The 20,080-nt window shown below is 27.7% G+C and carries 21 protein-coding genes; 2 read left to right on the forward strand and 19 right to left on the reverse strand.

Features of this window, described 5'->3' with window-relative positions:
• Positions 1 to 36 precede the first annotated feature (36 nt).
• From CG473_RS01835 to CG473_RS01855, 5 genes are read right to left on the reverse strand one after another with little or no spacing between them, the layout of a single operon-like run.
• Positions 37 to 735 (reverse strand): N-acetylmannosamine-6-phosphate 2-epimerase, encoded by a 699-nt coding sequence (locus CG473_RS01835; protein WP_094254609.1) that lies wholly within the window; start codon positions 733 to 735, stop codon positions 37 to 39.
• On the reverse strand, positions 722 to 1,567 hold the full coding sequence (locus tag CG473_RS01840; protein ID WP_094254610.1) for an ROK family protein: 846 nt from the start codon (positions 1,565 to 1,567) through the stop codon (positions 722 to 724). Before CG473_RS01840 ends, CG473_RS01835 begins: the two co-directional genes overlap by 14 nt.
• 7 nt (positions 1,568 to 1,574) lie before the next feature.
• Positions 1,575 to 3,401 carry a sodium:solute symporter family transporter gene (locus tag CG473_RS01845; protein ID WP_094254611.1) on the reverse strand — a complete coding sequence of 609 codons (1,827 nt, stop codon included), beginning with the start codon at positions 3,399 to 3,401 and terminating at the stop codon, positions 1,575 to 1,577.
• An 8-nt stretch (positions 3,402 to 3,409) separates the two neighbouring features.
• Positions 3,410 to 3,865, reverse strand: a complete 456-nt coding sequence (locus tag CG473_RS01850; RefSeq protein WP_094254612.1) for a NanQ anomerase/TabA/YiaL family protein — start codon at positions 3,863 to 3,865, stop codon at positions 3,410 to 3,412.
• On the reverse strand, positions 3,866 to 4,762 hold the full coding sequence (locus tag CG473_RS01855) for an N-acetylneuraminate lyase (RefSeq protein ID WP_094254613.1): 897 nt from the start codon (positions 4,760 to 4,762) through the stop codon (positions 3,866 to 3,868). It lies immediately after the preceding gene.
• Positions 4,763 to 4,873: 111 nt separating this feature from the next.
• Here CG473_RS01855 and CG473_RS01860 point away from each other — a divergent pair, with 111 nt between their 5' ends.
• Both CG473_RS01860 and CG473_RS01865 read left to right on the forward strand, forming a co-directional pair.
• Positions 4,874 to 5,698, forward strand: a complete 825-nt coding sequence (locus CG473_RS01860; RefSeq protein ID WP_094254614.1) for a MurR/RpiR family transcriptional regulator — start codon at positions 4,874 to 4,876, stop codon at positions 5,696 to 5,698.
• Between the two features lie 6 nt (positions 5,699 to 5,704).
• Positions 5,705 to 6,484, forward strand: a complete 780-nt coding sequence (locus CG473_RS01865) for a glucosamine-6-phosphate deaminase (RefSeq protein WP_094254615.1) — start codon at positions 5,705 to 5,707, stop codon at positions 6,482 to 6,484.
• Here CG473_RS01865 and CG473_RS01870 read toward each other — a convergent pair.
• The 14 genes from CG473_RS01870 to CG473_RS01935 form a co-directional block, all read right to left on the reverse strand.
• Positions 6,474 to 7,568, reverse strand: a complete 1,095-nt coding sequence (locus CG473_RS01870) for an amidohydrolase family protein (RefSeq protein ID WP_094254616.1) — start codon at positions 7,566 to 7,568, stop codon at positions 6,474 to 6,476. The two genes, CG473_RS01865 and CG473_RS01870, sit on opposite strands and share 11 nt — an antisense overlap.
• Before the next feature lie 142 nt (positions 7,569 to 7,710).
• The gene (locus CG473_RS01875; protein ID WP_094254617.1) at positions 7,711 to 8,217 is read right to left on the reverse strand and encodes a hypothetical protein; all 507 of its coding nucleotides are present in this window, start codon (positions 8,215 to 8,217) and stop codon (positions 7,711 to 7,713) included.
• Positions 8,211 to 9,515 (reverse strand): hypothetical protein, encoded by a 1,305-nt coding sequence (locus CG473_RS01880; RefSeq protein ID WP_094254618.1) that lies wholly within the window; start codon positions 9,513 to 9,515, stop codon positions 8,211 to 8,213. The genes CG473_RS01875 and CG473_RS01880 overlap by 7 nt, the downstream gene beginning before the upstream one ends.
• Before the next feature lie 140 nt (positions 9,516 to 9,655).
• Positions 9,656 to 10,144 carry a hypothetical protein gene (locus CG473_RS01885; protein WP_094254619.1) on the reverse strand — a complete coding sequence of 163 codons (489 nt, stop codon included), beginning with the start codon at positions 10,142 to 10,144 and terminating at the stop codon, positions 9,656 to 9,658.
• Positions 10,137 to 11,894 carry a threonine--tRNA ligase gene (gene thrS / locus CG473_RS01890; protein WP_094254661.1) on the reverse strand — a complete coding sequence of 586 codons (1,758 nt, stop codon included), beginning with the start codon at positions 11,892 to 11,894 and terminating at the stop codon, positions 10,137 to 10,139. Before thrS ends, CG473_RS01885 begins: the two co-directional genes overlap by 8 nt.
• Entirely contained in the window at positions 11,894 to 12,898 is a 1,005-nt protein-coding gene (gene trpS / locus CG473_RS01895) for a tryptophan--tRNA ligase (protein ID WP_094254620.1), read from the reverse strand. Before trpS ends, thrS begins: the two co-directional genes overlap by 1 nt.
• 51 nt (positions 12,899 to 12,949) lie before the next feature.
• Positions 12,950 to 13,624 (reverse strand): 16S rRNA (guanine(527)-N(7))-methyltransferase RsmG, encoded by a 675-nt coding sequence (gene rsmG / locus CG473_RS01900; RefSeq protein WP_094254621.1) that lies wholly within the window; start codon positions 13,622 to 13,624, stop codon positions 12,950 to 12,952.
• Positions 13,614 to 14,594 (reverse strand): ribose-phosphate pyrophosphokinase, encoded by a 981-nt coding sequence (locus CG473_RS01905; RefSeq protein WP_094254622.1) that lies wholly within the window; start codon positions 14,592 to 14,594, stop codon positions 13,614 to 13,616. Before CG473_RS01905 ends, rsmG begins: the two co-directional genes overlap by 11 nt.
• 103 nt (positions 14,595 to 14,697) lie before the next feature.
• Complete coding sequence (locus CG473_RS01910; RefSeq protein WP_094254623.1) at positions 14,698 to 15,897, reverse strand: arginine deiminase; 1,200 nt, start codon at positions 15,895 to 15,897, stop codon at positions 14,698 to 14,700.
• Positions 15,898 to 16,007: 110 nt separating this feature from the next.
• Positions 16,008 to 18,011, reverse strand: coding sequence for a membrane protein insertase YidC (yidC, locus tag CG473_RS01915; protein ID WP_094254624.1), 2,004 nt, complete (start codon positions 18,009 to 18,011; stop codon positions 16,008 to 16,010).
• Positions 17,995 to 18,330 (reverse strand): ribonuclease P protein component, encoded by a 336-nt coding sequence (rnpA, locus tag CG473_RS01920; RefSeq protein WP_094254625.1) that lies wholly within the window; start codon positions 18,328 to 18,330, stop codon positions 17,995 to 17,997. The genes yidC and rnpA overlap by 17 nt, the downstream gene beginning before the upstream one ends.
• Positions 18,331 to 18,339: 9 nt before the next feature.
• Positions 18,340 to 18,486, reverse strand: a complete 147-nt coding sequence (gene rpmH / locus CG473_RS01925; protein WP_094254626.1) for a 50S ribosomal protein L34 — start codon at positions 18,484 to 18,486, stop codon at positions 18,340 to 18,342.
• A 141-nt stretch (positions 18,487 to 18,627) separates the two neighbouring features.
• A complete protein-coding gene (locus tag CG473_RS01930) occupies positions 18,628 to 19,449 on the reverse strand; it encodes an HAD family hydrolase (RefSeq protein WP_166623183.1) in 822 nt (273 codons plus the stop codon).
• 77 nt (positions 19,450 to 19,526) lie between these two features.
• A complete protein-coding gene (locus CG473_RS01935; RefSeq protein ID WP_094254628.1) occupies positions 19,527 to 19,946 on the reverse strand; it encodes a Dps family protein in 420 nt (139 codons plus the stop codon).
• Between the last annotated feature and the right edge of the window lie 134 nt (positions 19,947 to 20,080).

The raw sequence follows: 20,080 nt of genomic DNA on the forward strand, positions 1-20,080 counted from the left end.
AAAAAGTCAGGCATTAAATGAGCCTGACTTTGATTTTTATTTAGAAAACATTGAATCGTAAAATGTCTTAGTTATATATTGTGGCCTTGTTATTGCACTACCAACTATAACGATATCAGAACCTAAATCAAGTGCATTTTTAGCATCAGTAGGAGTATTAAATCCGCCTTCTGCAATTACTATGCAATTATTTGGTTTGCATTTTTGAATAACTTCTTTTAAAAAGAAATAATCATTTTCTGTATTCGATTTACCTTCAGTGTCTTTTGTATAACCTCTTAAGGTTGTTGCAATGTATTTAATTCCGTATTTTATTGCAAGGTCAATATCTTCAATTGATGCAATGTCTGCCAATAAAAATTGGTCTTTCCTTTTGTTTTTATTAAAATATTCAACTAATTCTTTAAGAGCTTGTTTTGGTCTTTTTCGACTTGTAAAATCAAGGGCAATTAAGTCAGCTTTTGAATTAATTAATAATTTTAATTCTCTTAAAGTTGGTGTGATATAAACATCACTATTTGGATAATTAACTTTTAATAATCCAATTAGTTTAATATCTGGAAATTTTTCTTTAATAGAATTAATATTATTTAAGCCACTTGTTCTTATTCCGTGAGCTCCACCTTGAATTGCAGCTGTTGCCATTTTGAGCATCACGTTTTTACCAAACATAGGTTCATCAACAAGAGCCTGACAAGAAACATAAAACTGTTTTGTTAGGTTATTTTTTTTCATATTTTACCATTCCAATCATCGCAGCATTATTTCCATATCTTGAAAAATGTATGCTAGTTTTTATTGGTGTGTCTTTGATTAAATTGTTATATTCTTGAATTAATTTAGTCTTAGCTTCTGGAATAATATGTGCAAAACCACCGCCAATAAATATTTTCTCGACTGGGTTAATAACTGCAATATTAAATAATAATTCAGCTACACTTTTTAAATATGAATTCAGGAAATTTCTCAATTCATTATTGTGGTTATATTCTTTTTCGTAAATGTCTTTTTGGTAAGAGTTAATATTAAATCTATAACCTAATTCTTTATTAAAACTTGAATACGATAAATAATTATCTACTCTTTTATTATCCATTGTGTAATATCCAAATTCACCTGCAGTATTATTTAGTCCGTATTCTAGATGGCCGTTTTTAACAATACCTCCGCCCACACCTGTACCAAAAGCAACAAAAACAAAATTTTTGTCTTTTTCACTAATGTGAGCTAGTGCTGCAGCATTTGCATCATTTTCAACACTTAAATCAATTTTGTATTTATTTTCAAGAATACTAAAATCTGAATTTAAATAATGGTAAAAATTTTTATTAGTATAAATAACTTTTTTAGATTTTGAATCAACAATTCCTGTTGTGGCAACTAAGACTTTATCAATTCCTTTTGTTGAATTTAAAACTTCAACAATTAATTGATCAACTTGGTCAATGATATTTTTTTGAGTTTTAAATTTGAAATCTTTGAGTATTTTTAAATCAGAATTAATAATTGATGCTTTAATGTTGGTTCCGCCGATATCAAAAGCTAAATATTTCTTTGTTTTGTTCATTTTTAAATTATAAACTTGAGGTTTGTAAATTAACTATACTTTCTAATTTGTCATAATCTATTTGCTTTGTTGATAGTTCAATTGATAATTTATCAGCTTTAGCTTTATCTTTTTTAATAAATTTAGCCAAATTAAATTGTGCTTCGATTTTATTCATTGATTTTTCTAATTTAACTAAATTAATAAAATCATTTGTTCTAGTTCACCATGTTAAGTTGACTAGTTCATTATCTTTTTTATTAAATTGAGAGGTAAAGAGTGAAATCAGATATGCAATTAACATTACGGCAACAAAAACAACAATTGTTAAATAACCACCGTGGAATGAAATTTTTGAAGCAGCTGGCATAAATTTTTGAGATAAAACCCAAACAGGGAGCGCTCCAAAAAATCCAGCCATACCGCCAATAATTGCTCCAACTCAGTTAGTACGTTTTGTAAATATTGCTAAGAAGAAAATTGCAATTGTAGGAGCATTAAATAGAGCAACTATACCAGTGATGTAATCAACAAAGTTACCTTCACCTGAAGCCAGTATTCCTACTGATAAAAGAAATGCTCAGATTCCAAAACCTACTATCATGAATTTTGAAATTCATGTTACTTGTTTATCAGTTAAGTGTTTTCATTTTTTAGTTACATAATCGGCCATGATTGATTGGACCATGGATTGCAAGCCTGATGAAACTGTTGATTGACTTGCAGCAAAAACTGATGCAAATACTAAACCAACAATACCCATAGGTAATACTTGAACTACAAATGCTGGCATCAAATTATTTTGGGCACTTAAAATTGCATAATCTTTTGTGACGCCAGCAGCTGAAATTGCAGCAGCAACTGCTTCTTTACTTGACATATCTACATTAGTAAATGTTGATGCAGGTAAACCACTAACTATTGCAGCTAAAGATTGACCGCCATTTTTTACATCATAACCTTGTGATGAATAATATGAAAATACTGCTGAACCTGTCCCAAAAAATAGTAATACAGTAACAACACCTAAACCAGCTGTAATTCATAATGCTCTTTTAACATTATTAGCTGTTTTTGTTCCTTTGTATCTTTGAACAACATCTTGAGAAGCCATAAAAGCATAAGCTGAATTAACTAAGTTGTAAATAAAGAATAAGAAAAATCCAGGTGCAGCAATTGCAGGTGTGATTGTTTTAATACTTAAAACAGTTGCTGCTTGATATGTAGGAGCTGCTGTGTTAGTATTTGCTAGAGCAAAAACTAACATCATTACCATTCCTGCAAGTAAAACAATCGCTTGTAAACTATCGTTATATACAACTGACTTAAATCCACCTACTACTGATGAAATAATTACAACAAATGAAACTAAAAATAATAGTAAGTATGGATTTATATCTAAAATTGCTGATAAAGCTAAAGTTGGTACATAAATAACAATAGCAATTCTAAAAATCATGAAAATGATAAATGAAATTGATGAAAAGACTCTTAAAGAATAGTTAAATCTTACTTGTAAATATGAATAAGCTGTTGATTCTTTAAATCTTCTATAAAATGGTATAACCATCATTGTAATGAATGGTGTTATACCAATCAGTGCAATATTTGTTCCGGCTAGGGATCAGTCGTTTAGAAAAACAAAACCAATTACGGACACAAAAAATAGCGAAGACAAAATTGTGCTTCATGCACTTAGTCCGATAAATATCGGATTAATTTTGCTACTTCCTTCAAAAAATTCTTTCGAATCGTTTGTCATTTTTCGTTTTTTTTGTTTTAGGAAAACTATAACTGAAATACCTAGTACAATTGTCAAGTAGAGAACTAACACTACTCAATCAAGTGCTTGCATAATTTCTCCTAATTAATTTTAATTTTTATGACTATTTTTTTCATTTTTGATTTTGTATCGCTTATTTTTGGAGCATGTGCTTCTCCAGGTCAAAATAGTAAAAACTCACCTTTTTTAGCATTAAAAGTAACTCTATGATTTTTAGCAGTAAATAATTCTACATCTTGTTTTGAATCTCATTCTTTAATGATTTTTTCATCTAAATCATCATGATATTCAAAGTGTAGTTTTTCATCTTCTAAAATCACATGTAAATCAGCCATGATTCCGTGTCTTTCGAATCAAGCATCTTTTTCTTTGTAAGGAGTCACTTCCATATTTAATAGTTTTGCTCCGCTAGAAATAATTACTTCAGGTTCAGTAATATTGAAAATGTCATTTTTTTCAATATATTTAATTGTTGCATCTAAATTTGCATTTAAACCTTTGTATTTAGAAATATTTGAAATTTTGTCGTAAATCATTTAATTTAAATATTTTTCCTTTATTTCTTTAGCTACTTTTTTCATTTCACTTTCGGCACGATTATTAAATGGTAATTTTGAATAACCAGCATCAACACCTAAGTAAGTTAAAGTAGCTTTTAATGTTTGCATTAATCCATTTTTAACTACAAAATCAACAAAATCATTGTATTCATGAACCATTTCCTTTAAACCATCGATGTTTCCTGATTTGACTTTATCAAAAATCTGTTTTGCTTTTTTAGCATTAAGAGTATAAGTTGAACCAATTGCTCCATCTGCACCAAGTAAAATACCTAAACTTAAAGCTTCATCTCAGGCATAGAAAAATATTTTTTCTTTATTTTTTCTTATTAATCGTTCAAAAAAGTAAATGTCCATTGCTCCATATTTGGCACCGACAACATGATCAATTTTAAGTAATTCACCAAATTGATCAACACTCATTTTTCCGCCAGCTAATTGTGGTAAGTAATAAATAAACATATCCAATTTTGCTGCTGAAGATATTTTTGAATAATATTCTTTAACTTCATCGAAACTAAAAGAGTAATAATATGGCGTAATTGCACTAATTGCATCAAATTCATATTTCTTAGCTGCTTTAGCCATTTCGATTGCTTCATCAACGTTTAAGACACCAACTTGTGCAATTAATTTAATTCTCTTTTTAGTAACTTTAGCAACTGTTTCAAATATTTTTATTCTTTCTTGTGCAGACATTAATAAAAATTCACCGGTTGAACCAGTTACATATAGTCCATCAACTTTCTGTACACTAATTAAGTATTCGACCACTTTTTCCAATTTTTCATGGTTAACTTTGCCATCTTTATCAAATGGCGTTACTAGAGCAGGATAAATCCCGTTATATTTTAATTTTAAATTCTTTGACATATGTCCTCCTTGATTATTATCTTGCTACGTAATGGTTTGTAAAGTATAAATTACGTTTTGGAAAATTTTTTTCAAAAAAAGACTTATAATTTTTTTACGAACGGAAAATTAATGGAACTTTTTATAAAAAATGACAAAAAACTCTCTGCAAAAGAGAAAAATATAATCGAGTTGATAGAAACTAACCCTGTTTTATTTTTAGAAAACTCAGCAAAAGAATTTGCACAATATGAAAATATTTCAAATAGCAGCTTATCAAAATTAGTTAAAAAACTTGGTTTTGAAGAAATTTCACAATTCAAATTTCATGTAGCTAAATGATATTTTTCATCAAAGGAAAAATACGAGAGTAAAAATCTAAGTGAACATTCAAGAATAAAAGGTTTTGTAAGAGATTATTATCACTATACTTTAGATCAAACATTTAACGAAACAAATATGAATAAAATTGCACTAGCTGCTAAATGAATTAGTATGTCACAATTTGTAATTACGTTTGGTGTTGGTACATCATATTTAGCAGCACAAGATTTATCAAATAATTTAAATACCTTAAGTTATCAATCACACCATTCGAATAGCGTTCATGATGTTGCTTTATATCTTAAAAAGAGACGAATAAAAAATTATGTTGCAATAATTTTTTCAAAATCAGTTTCAAGTAAAGATATAAGATCTTTGATCAATTTACTTCTTGCTTCAGAAATTAAAACTATATTAATCACTGAAAATAAATCCTTTTCTGAAAAAAGCAATGAATGATTTAATGTAATAAATTTCAATGTTGTTGAACAAGTTGTTAGAATTAATCCCTTATCAAGCAAAATTGGCCAATTCTTTATTTCGGATACTATTGTAAAAACCTTAGAAACAAGAACTGATATAGTTAATTCTGATTTTTACGAAGCATTTTTAAAAACATGAAGAGCAAAGTAGGAAAATATGAAAATTGTTGTATTTAAAAACACAGACTTACTAAGTAAATTTATTAGTAACTTATTAGTAAATAAAATTAAGAAAAATCCAAAATCAGTAATTGGATTTGCAACTGGCGGAACTTTTTTAAAAACATATGAATATTTAATAAAGGATCATCAAGAAAATGGTACAGATTGATCTAAAGTTACTACATTTAATTTAGATGAATTTCTAGGTATAAGTAAAAAAAATGAACAATCTTTTTATCAACAAATGCACTTAAATTTATTCAACAAAATAAATGTTAAAAAGGCTAATGTAAATATTTTGGATTCACAAACAAAAAACTATTTAAAAGAGGTAATTCGCTTTGAAAAGAAAATACAAGAATATAAAATTGATATTCAATTAGCTGGTGTTGGAAACAATGGACATATCGGTTATAATGAGCCGCCTACTGATGAAAATGCAATTACAAGATTAGTTGATTTAAGTAAAGAAACATTAGATCAGTTACTTCAAAATAAAAGTTTTGCAACTTATGAAGAAATCCCAAAACAAGCTTTAACAGTTGGTCCAAAAACACTTCTTGAAAACACACACATGGTTTTAATTGCGGCTATAGGAGTTGCAAAAGCTGAAATTATGTCCAGAATTTTAAATGGGGCAATTAGTCCTAATTACCCTGCCTCTTTTATGAAAAAACATAAAAATGCAGTATTCCTTTTAACACAAGAATCTGCATCTAAAATTGATTTTAAATTAATTAACAGTGATTATGAAATAGTATTTGTTAATGAATAATATTAAAGTTTTTATCAACTATGATGAAAGCTTTTTTTAATCTTTCAATTTCTGATTCAGTAGAAATATTAGGAAATAATTTTCAGATGTTTCCTGATGAAATTTTAACAATATCTTCAAATGATAATTTATTCAATTTAAATAAATGATCAATTATTTTATTATATGTTAATGCTGATCCAGCTAGTGTTTTTGTATCTTTTATATAAGCTACATCACCAACTTTTTCAATGTCTATTTTTCCCAATTTATAATATCCATCTTTTAGACCTTTAACAGCTAATGAATCAGAAACAACAACAATATTATTAATATTTATATTCTCAAATGCAAATGTTAAAACATCATCAATTACATGTATTCCATCTGCAATAATTTCAATATTAAATTCATCTATATTTTCTTTAAAATTAATTAAAACTTCATTAACTATTCCGGCATTTTTTGAGTGAGAAAAACCAGACATAGCATTGAATAAATGGGTTACTTTTTTTGCACCATTTTTTATAGCTTGTGTTGTTTGCAATTGACTAGCATTACTATGTCCTATTGAAAAAATAAATTGATTATTGTAATGTTTAATAAAATTCATATTTTCATTATTTGATGGATCAATGGTAAATATTATTTTTTTTGAAGTTTTAATTTTATTGATTTCATCGATTGTTTTTTGTGTTGCAGTAGTTAAATAATTTGAATTATGAGCTCCTAATTTTTCTTTAGAAATGAGTAGTCCTTCAATATGATAACCCAAAACATATCTCGAAAAGTGTTTGTCAATAAATTCAATGTTATTCTTAATTAACTCCAAATCTGTTGCGGCAAATGAAGGAATTATGTGCCCAACACCTTCATCTTTCAATTTTTTAAAATAATTATTTAATGAATCGAAATCAATTTTTTGAGAAAAATCAACACCATAACCACCATGAGTGTGACTGTCAATAAAAGGTGGCATTAAAATATATTTACCATTTCACTCGTCCTCTACAATTGTAATATTAGATATTATTTGATTATTAATTGTTATATTTGCGATAAACGACAAATTTTTTAACACCACTAAAATGTTTTTGTAAATCATATAAATCATTTTAGCAAACAATCCCTTATAAATAAAGGTTAATAGAAAATATATATCGTTTTAATTAAAAACAGCATGGTATTTTGTTGTGCATGCTGTTTTTAATTAAAATAAATTTCAAAAATAATTATTTTGTAATGATTTACGAATAACTAACAATTTGGTCATTTAATATTGTTATTAGTGAACTATTTTTATCTAAAAAATTTCTAGTATCTAATGGAGCTTCTTTTTGACCATCAAAATGTGATAACAAATCATTTAATGCTTGTGCAAATTTATCTGTTACGTGAATATTTTCACTGCTTTCTAATAAAAATTGCTTAAAATCTTCAACTGCTTTTATAGCCTTCTCTCTATAAGTACTTCAATTTTTGAATTGAACAACAATGCGTACTTCTGCCGAATCTGCCGAATGAGCTTCTTCAACATAATCAAATTCAGTTGAAAAAAGTATACGCGATTTAAAAGTACTAAACATTGATGAAAAATTCTGTTCCGCTGCTCATTTAGCTCCCTCACGTTTGGCTTGTTCACTTGTTGTAAAAACACCGCAAGAAATTAATCCTACTAACAATGGTGATGATATAGATAGACCTAAAAATAATTTTAATTTATGTGTTTTTTTAGGAAATAAAATTTTTATCATTTTTTTCTAGCTTGAACCTTATTTCCTCAATTGAATCCAAAAAATTCTGTATCTTCTTCACCATGTTTTTGAGCTCTTATAAATAACCTCGGCAATGTAAATCAACCATCAGAAACTTTTCACTGTATTCCATATCTAAAATTCTCACTTCAATTTTTTTGAATTAAAACCATGTTTTCAATATTATATTTTCATTGAAATCTAAAATCATTAAGACCATGGTCATGCATATTTTCAACAACTGTATAACCGTTACCTGTCTTAATATTAAGCATGTTGTAAAGTAATTTTAAAAATTGAGAAGTAATATCTAGTGTTTTACTCACAGCTTGCACTAGGGGCAAGGGAATTAGTTTAGTAATTTTGCTGCCAATGCTTGTAATGATTGATCTAGTAAGAATAGCAGTATTTAAGCTGTTTGCAAATTTATTCATTTCCTCATCAGCAATTTTCATAAACCTCTTTAAATCATCATATTGAATTCCAGATTTATTACTCAACTCTTCAAACTCTAATCTATGTTTCTCTGATTCATAGTAAGCCTTTGATATTTCTGGATATGCTGTTTTTATTTTTGTTCATTCGAAACTACCGATATTGATTTTTGATTTTTCAATAAATAAATTATCTAATCTGTGCTTACTAATTAGATTATCGAAATTTTCAACTGATTTTTTGTAATTTTGTAATTTTGCGATTAAATCGGGATAAAAAGCAATTTCTATATCTCTATAAACATCTTCATTACTTTTTCTAAATCAAGATTCATCATCAGCAAAAAAATAATCATGTATATCTCAATCGTTATATGAGTCTCCACTTAATAAAATGTGCCTTCCGTTGTATTTAACTAAATCTCCATTTTTATTTGTAATATACCTATTGAATACTTCTGCAAAAGCTTTGTTAATTTCAATTTCTTGTAGTTGTTTTTGTGATTTGGGGTTACTTTCGGATGAAAAGTTTAAAACTAATGTATGATATTTTTCATCTAAGTTTTTATTCATGAATTTTTTTAATTCTAAATCGATATTTAAATTAAACAATGAATTTTTTATAAATTTGAATGATTGAGTGTTGAAATCAACATTCTTTACTCAATTTAATATTTCTTTAGAATTTTGAGCTAATTTTGATACATTAATGTATTCATTTTCCGTCAACGGAGACTTATATTCTAATAACTTGTTAATTTCTTCAACGTTCATTTCTTCGGTACTTTTAACAGATAAAAGCACCGGTGTTGCTAATGTTGCAATAGCTGCTGTTCCCAGAGCAAATATTTTGATTTTAAACATTTCAAGATTTTACTCTAAATGAAAAAAATGCTAAAATTTTTGCATTTAATTTATTGTTGCTACAACGTTTGTATTTTTAAAAAAGTTAATTTGAACATAAAACAGTTTAATTGCTCTTTTTGTTTTCAAATTAATTTCGATTATTCTTTAGTACTTTGACTAAAAATTTCATCTTCTTTTGATTCATCTTCATCAGATGTTTGCATGATTTTTTTGGTTAATAAAACTGATTTAATTTTGTCTTGGAATTTTGAAATTATGTAAAAAAATAGTAAACTTGCGGCAAAAGCTCCCGCTAAGCCTAAATATAAAACATATTCTTGATAACCAATTGTTGCTATTACAACTAAAAGAATTAATCACAATCCAATTGTGGTAGGTAATGTTCACAATTGGAAAATTCTATATCTAGTTAACAATATTTTAATTGCAATAACTAATAATCCTATACCCACAAATATTCCTGAATTTATAGCTCTAAAATTCGGACCAAAACTTCCGTTTGAAGTCGAAAGAATCAATAATAAAACACCAGGAATAGCTAAAAAAATAATTTCATACAAAAAACCAATTATCGATGATGATTTTTTAAGAAATTGAGTAAATGATTTTTTAGATTTGTTACTCATATTTTTTTACCTTACTTTCAAATATTTTAATCAATTCATCAACAGTGATTTCGGTTGTTTTTTGTTGTCCATATTCTCGGATAGAAATAATGTTTTTTTCAATTTCGTCATCACCAATTACAATTTGATATTTAGCTTTATTCATTTGTGCTTCTCTAATTTTCTTAGCAACACTTTCAGGTCTAGAATCTAATTTGACATTAATTCCTAATTCAAATAATTTATCATAAACTTTTTTTGCATAATCAAATTGTTTATCTCCTAATGGTATTACAACAGCTTGTAAAGGAGAAATTCAGAATGGAAGATTTCCTTTAGTTTGCTCCAATAATATTGAAATAAATCTTTCATATGTTCCGATAAGACCTCTATGAATTAAAATTGGCTGTTCATATTCTCCATTACTTGACACATATTGCATATCAAATCTGATTGGTAATAAGAAGTCTAATTGAAGAGTTGACATTGTTATTTCATGATTTAAAACTGTCTTAACTTGGAAGTCAATTTTAGGCCCATAAAATGCTGCTTCTCCATATTTAACTTTGTATTTAATACCTTGTTCATCCAAAACATCTTTAAGAGCTTTTTCGGCTCTTTGTCACATGTTGTCATCGTTGTGATACTTTTCTTTATCATCACCTCGTAACGATAAAGAAATATAATCGATTTTAATTTTAAAAATATTTAAGATCTCATTAATAAATTTCAATTCATGAAGTATTTCACTTCGAATTTGATCTTGAGCAATAAAAATATGTCCTTCAGTTAATTCCATTGCTCTAACACGTTCCAATCCAGTCAAAGCGCCTGATTTTTCATAACGATATAATCTTGATTGTTCACTCAAACGCATCGGCAAATCACGATATGAACGCTTAGCCATTTTGTAAATTAAAATGTGATGCGGACATGTCATTGGTCTAGGAATTAATTTTTCATTTTCTACCACAATTGGGTTAAACATATCATCACGATAATGAGCCAAGTGTCCTGAAGTTTTATATAAAGACTCTTCACCAAATGGTGGAGTATATACTTCTGTAAAACCGTATTTGCGATCTAATTTTAAAACTAGTTGTTGAATACTATTTTTTATCATCATCCCATTTGGAAGTCAAATCGGAAAGCCCTGACCAGCCATTGGATTGAATGCAAATATATTTAATTGTTTACCAATTTTACGGTGATCTCTTTCTTTTCTATCTTGAACAATTGCTAAATAATTTTCAAGTTCTTGTTCGCTATCTCATGCAGTTCCGTAAATTCTTGTAAGTTGAATATTGTCGCTGTTACCTCTTCAATATGCCCCAGCTAAAGACAATAATTTAATGTGCTTAATATTTTTAGTTTCATCAATGTGACCGCCAGCACATAAATCAACAAAGACATTTTCATCTTTAGAATCTTTTAGTGAGTAAAAAGTTATATTTCTACCTTCTGATTTATATTGATCATAAAGCTCTTTTTTATAATCTTGATTTGTAAATGAATATTCATTAATTGAAACTTGCTGCATCTTTAAATTTTGAGCAGCAATTTTTTTCATTTGTTTTTCAATTTTAAGTAAGTCAGAATCTGTAATTGGCTTACTAAATTCAAAATCGTAATAAAATCCTTCATCAGTTGTTGGACCAAAACCTAATTTTGTATCTGGAAATAATTTAAGAACTGCTGTAGCTAAAATGTGCGATGCAGTATGATTTAATTCCTTATTAAGTTTAAAATTGTAATTTAATTCTTTATCCATTATTGTAATCCTATTTTTTTCATTAAATGTTTTAGTCAATAATCAGCTTTTATTGATGCCTTTTTGGCACCTTCTGCCAATACTGAATCTACTAATTTAATTTTCTCTTTATATTTATTTTGAAGTTGCTCTAAAAAATCGCTTACTAATTGAGCTGTTTCTTTTTTGAAAGTACCGTAATCTACATTTTCATAAATTTTTTCTAGATCTTTAATTGAGCGATTTGATAGGGCTGAATTAACTGTTAATAAATTTGAAATGCCGGGTTTTGTTTTAGAAAAATATATTTTATTTTCTCCGTCTGTTAAAGCAGAAATTATTTTTTTATAAGCTACTTTTGGTTCATCCAAAAGGTATATAGTTTCTTTGGCATTTTGTGCTGACTTAGACATTTTTTTATTAGGGTCTAACAAAGACATTATTTTTTGTCCTTCTTTTACTAATGCAATTTCTGGCAATTTAAATTTTGTTTTAAATTTATTATTGATTCTTTCAGCAATATTTCTAGTTAATTCAATGTGTTGCTTTTGATCGATTCCCACAGGAACTTTATCTGGGTTGTAAAGTAAAATATCTGCTGCCATTAGCGTTGGATAAGTTAATAATCCTGAAGGAATCATACTCGTTCCATTAGCAACTTTAACTGAAGCGCTTTTATCTTTAAATTGAGTCATTCTACTTAGTTCGCCAATTGTAGTTTGATTTAATAAAAGTCATTGCATCATTGAATGTTGCATCACATCACTTTGCTTGAAAATAACCACTTTTTCTGGATCTAAATCACATGCTAAATATAAGGCAACTATGTTTTTAATATTTTGTCTTAATGTTGCAGGCAATATATCATTTGTAAGTGCATGAAGATCGGCAACAAAAATATACATGTTGCTCGTTTCTTGGAATTTAATAAAATTTTTTATAGCACCTAAATAGTTTCCTAATGTTAAATTTCCAGTAGCTGTAATACCACTAACAATTGTTTCTTTTTCATGTAATTCGTTCATAAGGTAAATTATAATGTATTTTTGAGTTTATCTTTAAGTACTCTATTTTACTTACAATGGTGAATTTTTTATTTTTGATCACTCACGCGGATATTTATTAGAAACTTGTTTATTTTTTGAATATGAAAATAATGTAATTGCCATTTCAGATTCACTATTTATTTTTTTAATTTCTGGATTGATTTCAAATAATTTAATCGAATTTTTTGCTTCTTCAATTTCTTGATCTAAATTTAAACCTTTGAAAAAAATATATTCGCCAGATATTTTAGCAATTTGAATTGTAGCTTCAATTAATTGTTTTAAAGGCATGACAGCTCTAGCTGTAACAAAATCAAATCTTTGATTTTCATTTAAATTAATTAATTCAATTCTTTGGGCATTTATTTGAAAATCTAAGTTTAATTTTTCTTTTACCAAATTCAAAAAATTAACCCTTTTTTTCATAGGTTCAAAAATGGTTAATTTTAATTTTGGTTTGATAATTAAAAGCGGTATTGATGGAAAACCTGCGCCTGCACCGATATCAGCTAATGTAGAATCATCTTTAACTAACTTATCTAATCCAACTATAGATTGATAAATTGCATTTTCTCATAAAGCATCACCTTGAAAACCAGTTAGATTATATTTAGCATTTTCAGCTTCGACTAGTTCAAAATATGCTTCCATAATTTTGAACTGGTCTAAACTAATCATTTGGCTAACAATGTTTTTAAACTTCACTTTTAACTGCGCCTCTTATAGCTTCATAAATTGATGAAATACTTGAGTTATCCATTTGTGCTTTAATTACTTGAGAAACAAACGTTGATAATGAAACTACTGTTAGTTTTGGATATTTACTTAATTCGTAAGGTTGTTCAATTGAATCAGTTACAATAACTTCATCAATTGCTGCACAATTTTCAAAAATTTCAAATCCTCGAGTGAAAATTCCGTGAGTAGCTGCAATAATTACTTTTTTAGCACCTTTTGCTTTAACCATTTCAGCGGCTTTAATTATCGTTCCACCCGTGTCGATAATATCATCGACTAAAACAACATTTTTACCACTTACAGATCCGATTAAACCAAGCGTTTCCGTTTTATTTACGCCTACTCTTCTTTTATCAACTATAGCTATTTTTATATCATTAGAAATTAATTCAGCCAAAATTCTTGCTCTAACTGTACCACCATAGTCTGGAGAAACAATATTGAATTTTTCTCTTCTTCTAACAAGTTCAGAAGCAAGTACAAATTGTCCTCTTAAATCATCAACAGGAATATTAAAAAAACCTTGAATACTTGGATTATGTAAATCAACAACAATTGCTTTAGTTACTCCTGCAGTTTCTAATAAATTAGCTACTAATTTAGCAACGATAGGTTGTCTTCCTTTTGCTTTACGATCTTGACGTGCATATCCGTAATATGAAAAAATAACATTGATTGAATTTGCAGATGCTCTTTTTAATGAATCAACAAAAATTAATAGTTCCATAATTCTTTTATTAACCATTAATGAAGTTGAAGTGATAATGAAAATGTCTCGATTTCTTACAGATTCTTCGCTGCTTAACATTAATTCGCCATCGGCAAATTCAGTGTATTTTATTCCAGTTAATTTAATATTTAGTTGTTCTGAAATTTGTTCAGATAGCTTTTTAGACCCTGGCATTCCAAAAAGCATTACGGGGTTATTTTTATTCATTTTTTTACCTATTTATATTTTAGTGAATTTAGGATTTTTTCTAGTGATTTCAAAATTGTTTTTAAAATTTATCTAAGTGTGAAGAATAAATTTAAAAAACAAACTAAATATCGTCTCTAACTAAGGGCATTGACATACAACGAGCCGAACCCATTCCAAGAGATAGCTGATTACCATCAAAACTTAATACAGTAATTCCAGCTTCTTTTAAAGCAGCTTCAGTTTTAATATTTCGATCATATCCAATTACAACACCGGGCCTAATTACTAAATAGTTTGTGGCATCAAAATGTGTTTCAACATCAATATCTATTTGCGTTGCATTTTTGCCAGCAACTGGAATTAAAATAGGTGTTTTACCAATAATGTCCTCGAGTGTTTTTTCAAGTGTTTTTTCTTTAACAATTAATTTCAAATCATTTTCTTTTAAATTAATTTCTCAAATTTTTAACACCTTCATCATATTCGGTGAATATAAAAATTTATCATGATCTAACATGGTTAATCATGTGTCTAGATGCATTAAATTTGGTAAAGGAGGAACGTTAATTACAACAATTTTTTCAAATTGGGTCATCCCATTTTTTTTAATATTTTTAGCAATATCTAAAATAGCTTCGCGGTCAGTTCTTTCACTATTACCTATAACTAATGTTTTGGAATTATAGATAAAAATATCTCCGCCTTCAATATGACCATTTGAAATAGCTTCATCAAAATATTTAGGTGTATTTTTATATTTCTTATTATTATCAAAAATAAAATGAGCGAACATTTCTTCTCTTTTTCTTACAGGATATTTCATACTGTTTAGAGACACTCCATTTCCAATTGATGCAAAGGGATCACGAGTAAAATACATATTTGGTAAAGGGTCAATAAGTAAAGTTGTTTTTGATTTATATCCCATTTCGGCATTTGTAATTCCTGCAATCATTTTTTGAACCATTTGTTTTGGTTTTAGTGATTTAAGGAAATTAAAAACATTATTTGAATATTCTTGATCTAAAGCTGGTCTAGCATTTTTGATGAAATTTCAAATAAATTCTTCTTGTTTTTCTTGATTTACTGACAAAAATGTTTCAACAATTAAATCAACTAGTTGAATAACTTTTACACCGTTGTCTTCTAAAATTTTAATGAATTTTTTATGTTCAATAATTGCTCGATTAGGTTCTATTATTGCTGAAAGAAGCAAATCATTTAATCTATTTGGGCTAACGAATTTTAATTCATCACCTGGTGTATGTACTAAAACCTCTCTAAGAGTACCAATTTCACTATTAACATTAATTTTAGCCATTTTTCACCTCTATATTATTTTAACCTTATAAAGCTCTATTTAAGTGTCAAAACTTGCCAGATTAAAATTTAGTTTAAGTTATTAAAAAAACTGGCATGCACCAGTTTAATTTAGACTTTTCAGCGAATAAATCTAGGTCGATTTAGATACGTAATTATTCGTTCTCTATAAAGCTTAGTTCTTTGAATGTAATGAACAAATAATGTTTGTCCAATTGTTCAAATAGCTCCGATTATTCAGTAAATTTGGACTCCGGCTTGTAGAATCAATGTTACAATCACAAAAATAATCATCATAATGTTTTGCATTTTGTTTGATTTTTTAAGTGATTGCTGTTCAAAAGCATTCGTTCTTTCTTTTAGCCTTCGCCTTGCTAACAATCTTGGTAATATTTGACTGGCAATTTGGAATGCTGCAGCAACAATCATTATTCCAAGATATTGTCATTGCTGATCATTTAAAATCGCTTGGTATGATGTAGTAGCAAAGTTAATTCCTAAAATTTCATTTGATTTCATTAATGGAATTGACTGAATAACTCTTCAAACCGCTAGGAAAATCGGAGTAGTATAAAGTATTGAAATAAATGTGTCGGACGTGCTTATACCGGCCTTTTTATACATTTCTTGAATCTCACGATTTTTTCTAGCACTCATTGTTTTATTGCTTTTATCATATTGTGCGTACTTAGCTTCAATTTTTGCTTTTCTACTATTCATATCTTGCATACGTTGCTGACTAAATACGGCTCTAAATGTAAATAGAAACACTAATAATCTTGTTAATAAAACAACAATTATAATCGCTAATATAATACCTCAACCGCTTGCACCAAGTGGTGTAGCAATTGCTGAAGTTAATTTAGCAACCGGGAAAATAACTAATGCATAAAATGGTCCAAATTTTCATGCTTCTTCTCAAGTAACAATTGGATCTTGCACAGCTGTAGAATAACCATAATTACCAAATGAATCAAAATTACTTAAACCAGCTACTGAAGTAACACTTCCTATTGAAGAATTTGTTGCATTAGAAAGTGAAACAGAATAAGCTGCATCTCTTAATATGTTGTTCATTGAAGTTAATGTTTTTAAAGCAGCTGCTTGCGAAGCACTAAGTTCAATTTGTGATTCAATAATATTTGAATTAGATAAACTTGTTGTGTAATTATTGTTATTGCTAATTTGTTCAATTAACTCAGCAACAGTTTGATTTTGTCCAGTAATTGTAGTTATATTTTGTAATGAATTCTTAGTTAATAAGAATCTATAAACTGTTTCTACAACATCACGATTATATTGTTCAACAATTGAAGCATTATTCATATCTAACTGTGCTCTTAGTAAATATGGTTTAACTAAAACATAATTATTAGCATCATTTAATCTAAGAGTTAGAGAATTAGGAACAAATGAATTAGCTATTGTACTAAAAGCATAAATGTCAGAATATGTTTCATAAAGTCTTTGGTAAGAAGTGAAATTACTATTGAAAAATAAATATTGTTTATTTCCGTTTGCTAATTCTCGATAAAAGATTGCAGAAGGGTTGTTTTTAACATCTGTAACTTGGTTTGCAATAAATTCGCCATTTTGGTTCATGTAAAAGTTCAAATTGACAGTATTAAAATTAACATTTTGATTGTATGACAATTCAACAGCTGAAGTTTTAACTCCTAATTGACCAAATTGTCCACCGTTAAGTGCATTTTGATCAGCTAAAGCTCTAATAATATTTTCATCTTGCTGTGCAATATTGATTCTAGCTTTACTTACTATTAGGGCTGTATCGTTATTTATAACATTTTGGTTATTTGAATTAGTTACTGTTGGTGTAGAATTTTCTGGATCATTAGTAACGAAAACATTTGTATGCGGAGTAATATTACTTGTACTTCCATAGAATTCCACACCTTGCCCTGATTGGGTAGTTGTGCTTATAACAAATGACTGAACACAGCCTGTTAATGTAATTCCTGCTAAAAAAATATATAGAAAAATTTTAAGAACGAACAATACTCTACGAAATATTGTTTTACGTTCTTTTTGAGGATTTTGATTTGGCTTTTGAGTAAAAAAATCATAATTTTTTGATCTTTTATTTGACTGTGCCATTTCTTATCCTTTCTAGTAATTTTATTAACTCATTTTTTCTTGTTTGAAAGTCGAGTTTCAAAAACTCTTTCCGGCTTATTATTACTAATGTCTTTTTAATTTCACTATAGTAAGGATATTGGCCCAATATTGCTTTGATAACCCTTTTATTATAGTTTCTCTGAACTGCATTTGCGAATTTTTTGGGTATGCTAATACCAACTCTGAATTCATCACTTTTTGCATAGTAAATAACCATATATTTGTTTGAAATTTGCTTTTTACTATCAATTATTTTTTGGAATTCTCAATTCTTACGCAGCATGTAGCGTTTTTTCATTAGAATTTATTATTTATCAGAAACAGTTAATTGTTTTCTACCTTTTGCTCTACGAGCTTTTAAAACTTTTCTACCATTTTTGGTAGCCATTCTTGCTCTGAATCCGTGTGTTTTTACGTGTTTTCTTTTCTTTGGCTGGTATGTACGTTTACTCATAATCACTCCGATAATTTATTTTTTTAATTAGCATTTTTGCTAAAAGTGTATTAATTTTACAATTATTAATATCAAATAATTAAAATTATTGACTTATAAATTTTATCATAGCTAAGCGAATTTAATCAATTCAAATTTTGGTTAAATTAGCCCTTCAATAAAACTTGAAATTGCATCAGTTTCATTGTCGCCTATCACTATATTTGCTATGTCTTTAACATCTTGTCCTGCATTGCCCATAGCAACTCCAATATCTGCATTTTTAATCATTTCAAGATCATTTCCACTATCTCCAAAAGCAACAGTAGTCATATTTTTGGTTGATAGATGATTTTTAAATCATATTAATGAATTACTTTTATTTGTTCCTAATGGATTAATATCAACATAAATATGGTTTGTTAAAGTAACTTCGACTTTACCTTGAACATCGCTTTTTACTTTTTTAATTATTTCAGCTGCTTTTAAAGGATTGTGTCTCAAAGCCATTTGAGTAATTTTTTCTTTTTTATTATAAATAGCATCATCAAATACATTTAAAGAAACGTTATTAGCAATATGTAAATCCATTGGGTATTTTGGATCAAGCATATTTTTATGTACTTCATTATCAAAATATACGTAACTGTTTTTATTAGTATCAAGATAAAAAATCATTTTTTCACTTAATGCAGTTTCTTTAGCTAAATCATAAATAGATGGATCTATTTCTTCTTTTATCTCAAAATGATTTTCAATATTGTCAACTATAACATTACCGTTATTGCAGATAAAAAAATCGACAAATGGTATTAATTCTTGAACAGGTTTTGTTTTTATAAAACTTCTACCTGTAGCAATAGCAATTTTGTGACCTTTTGATTTTGCTTTTTGAAGTGTTTGGATATTTTTTTCTGAAATTGAATTATCTGACTTAAGCAAAGTTCCATCTAAGTCAAATATAAAAATTTTTAATTCGCTCATAAGTAATATCATAACCAAAAACAATATTTAATTAAATTAAAAACTGTCTCCGTTTCAATAAAGACAGTTTTCGATTTCTAACCAATATTTTTTGAATACATTCAGATTGTTTTATCTAAAAACATGAATAATTCATCAAGAAGAGGTTGTTCTGTTGGACCTCAATCGATATTAGTTGTTTGCTCTAGTAAAAATTTTGCATCTTTAACAACAGTTTTACAAATTTTCATTTGGCTAAAGTCATTAGCTTCAATTTCTTCAATTCTGCTTGCTTTTAAAATGTCAGATAATCTTGCATATGCTTTTTCATTTTGCATAATTACTTTTTCTGCAAATTCATCGACAAATTCAAGTACTTTTTCAGCTAGTTTATCTAATTCTTCGTGAATTTCGAAAAACATTATATCTTTAATATGTCAGTGAAAATTTTTAATTTTCTGATATCAAACTGTTAAATCAGCTTGTATTTGTAATAGTTCGTTAGTGTTTTTGTTCATATAAAAATTTTACTTAAATCAAAGTCAATTATCAAAAATTATCTGTTTTATCACAAAGACAAATAATGGTTGCTTCTGAGTTGCATCTTTGGCTATTTTAAATTAACTTTTTTGATAAAATAATGGGCAATATT

The organism is Mycoplasma testudineum (assembly GCF_002245785.1).
Lineage (GTDB): Bacteria > Bacillota_I > Bacilli_A > Mycoplasmatales > Metamycoplasmataceae > Mycoplasmopsis_B > Mycoplasmopsis_B testudinea.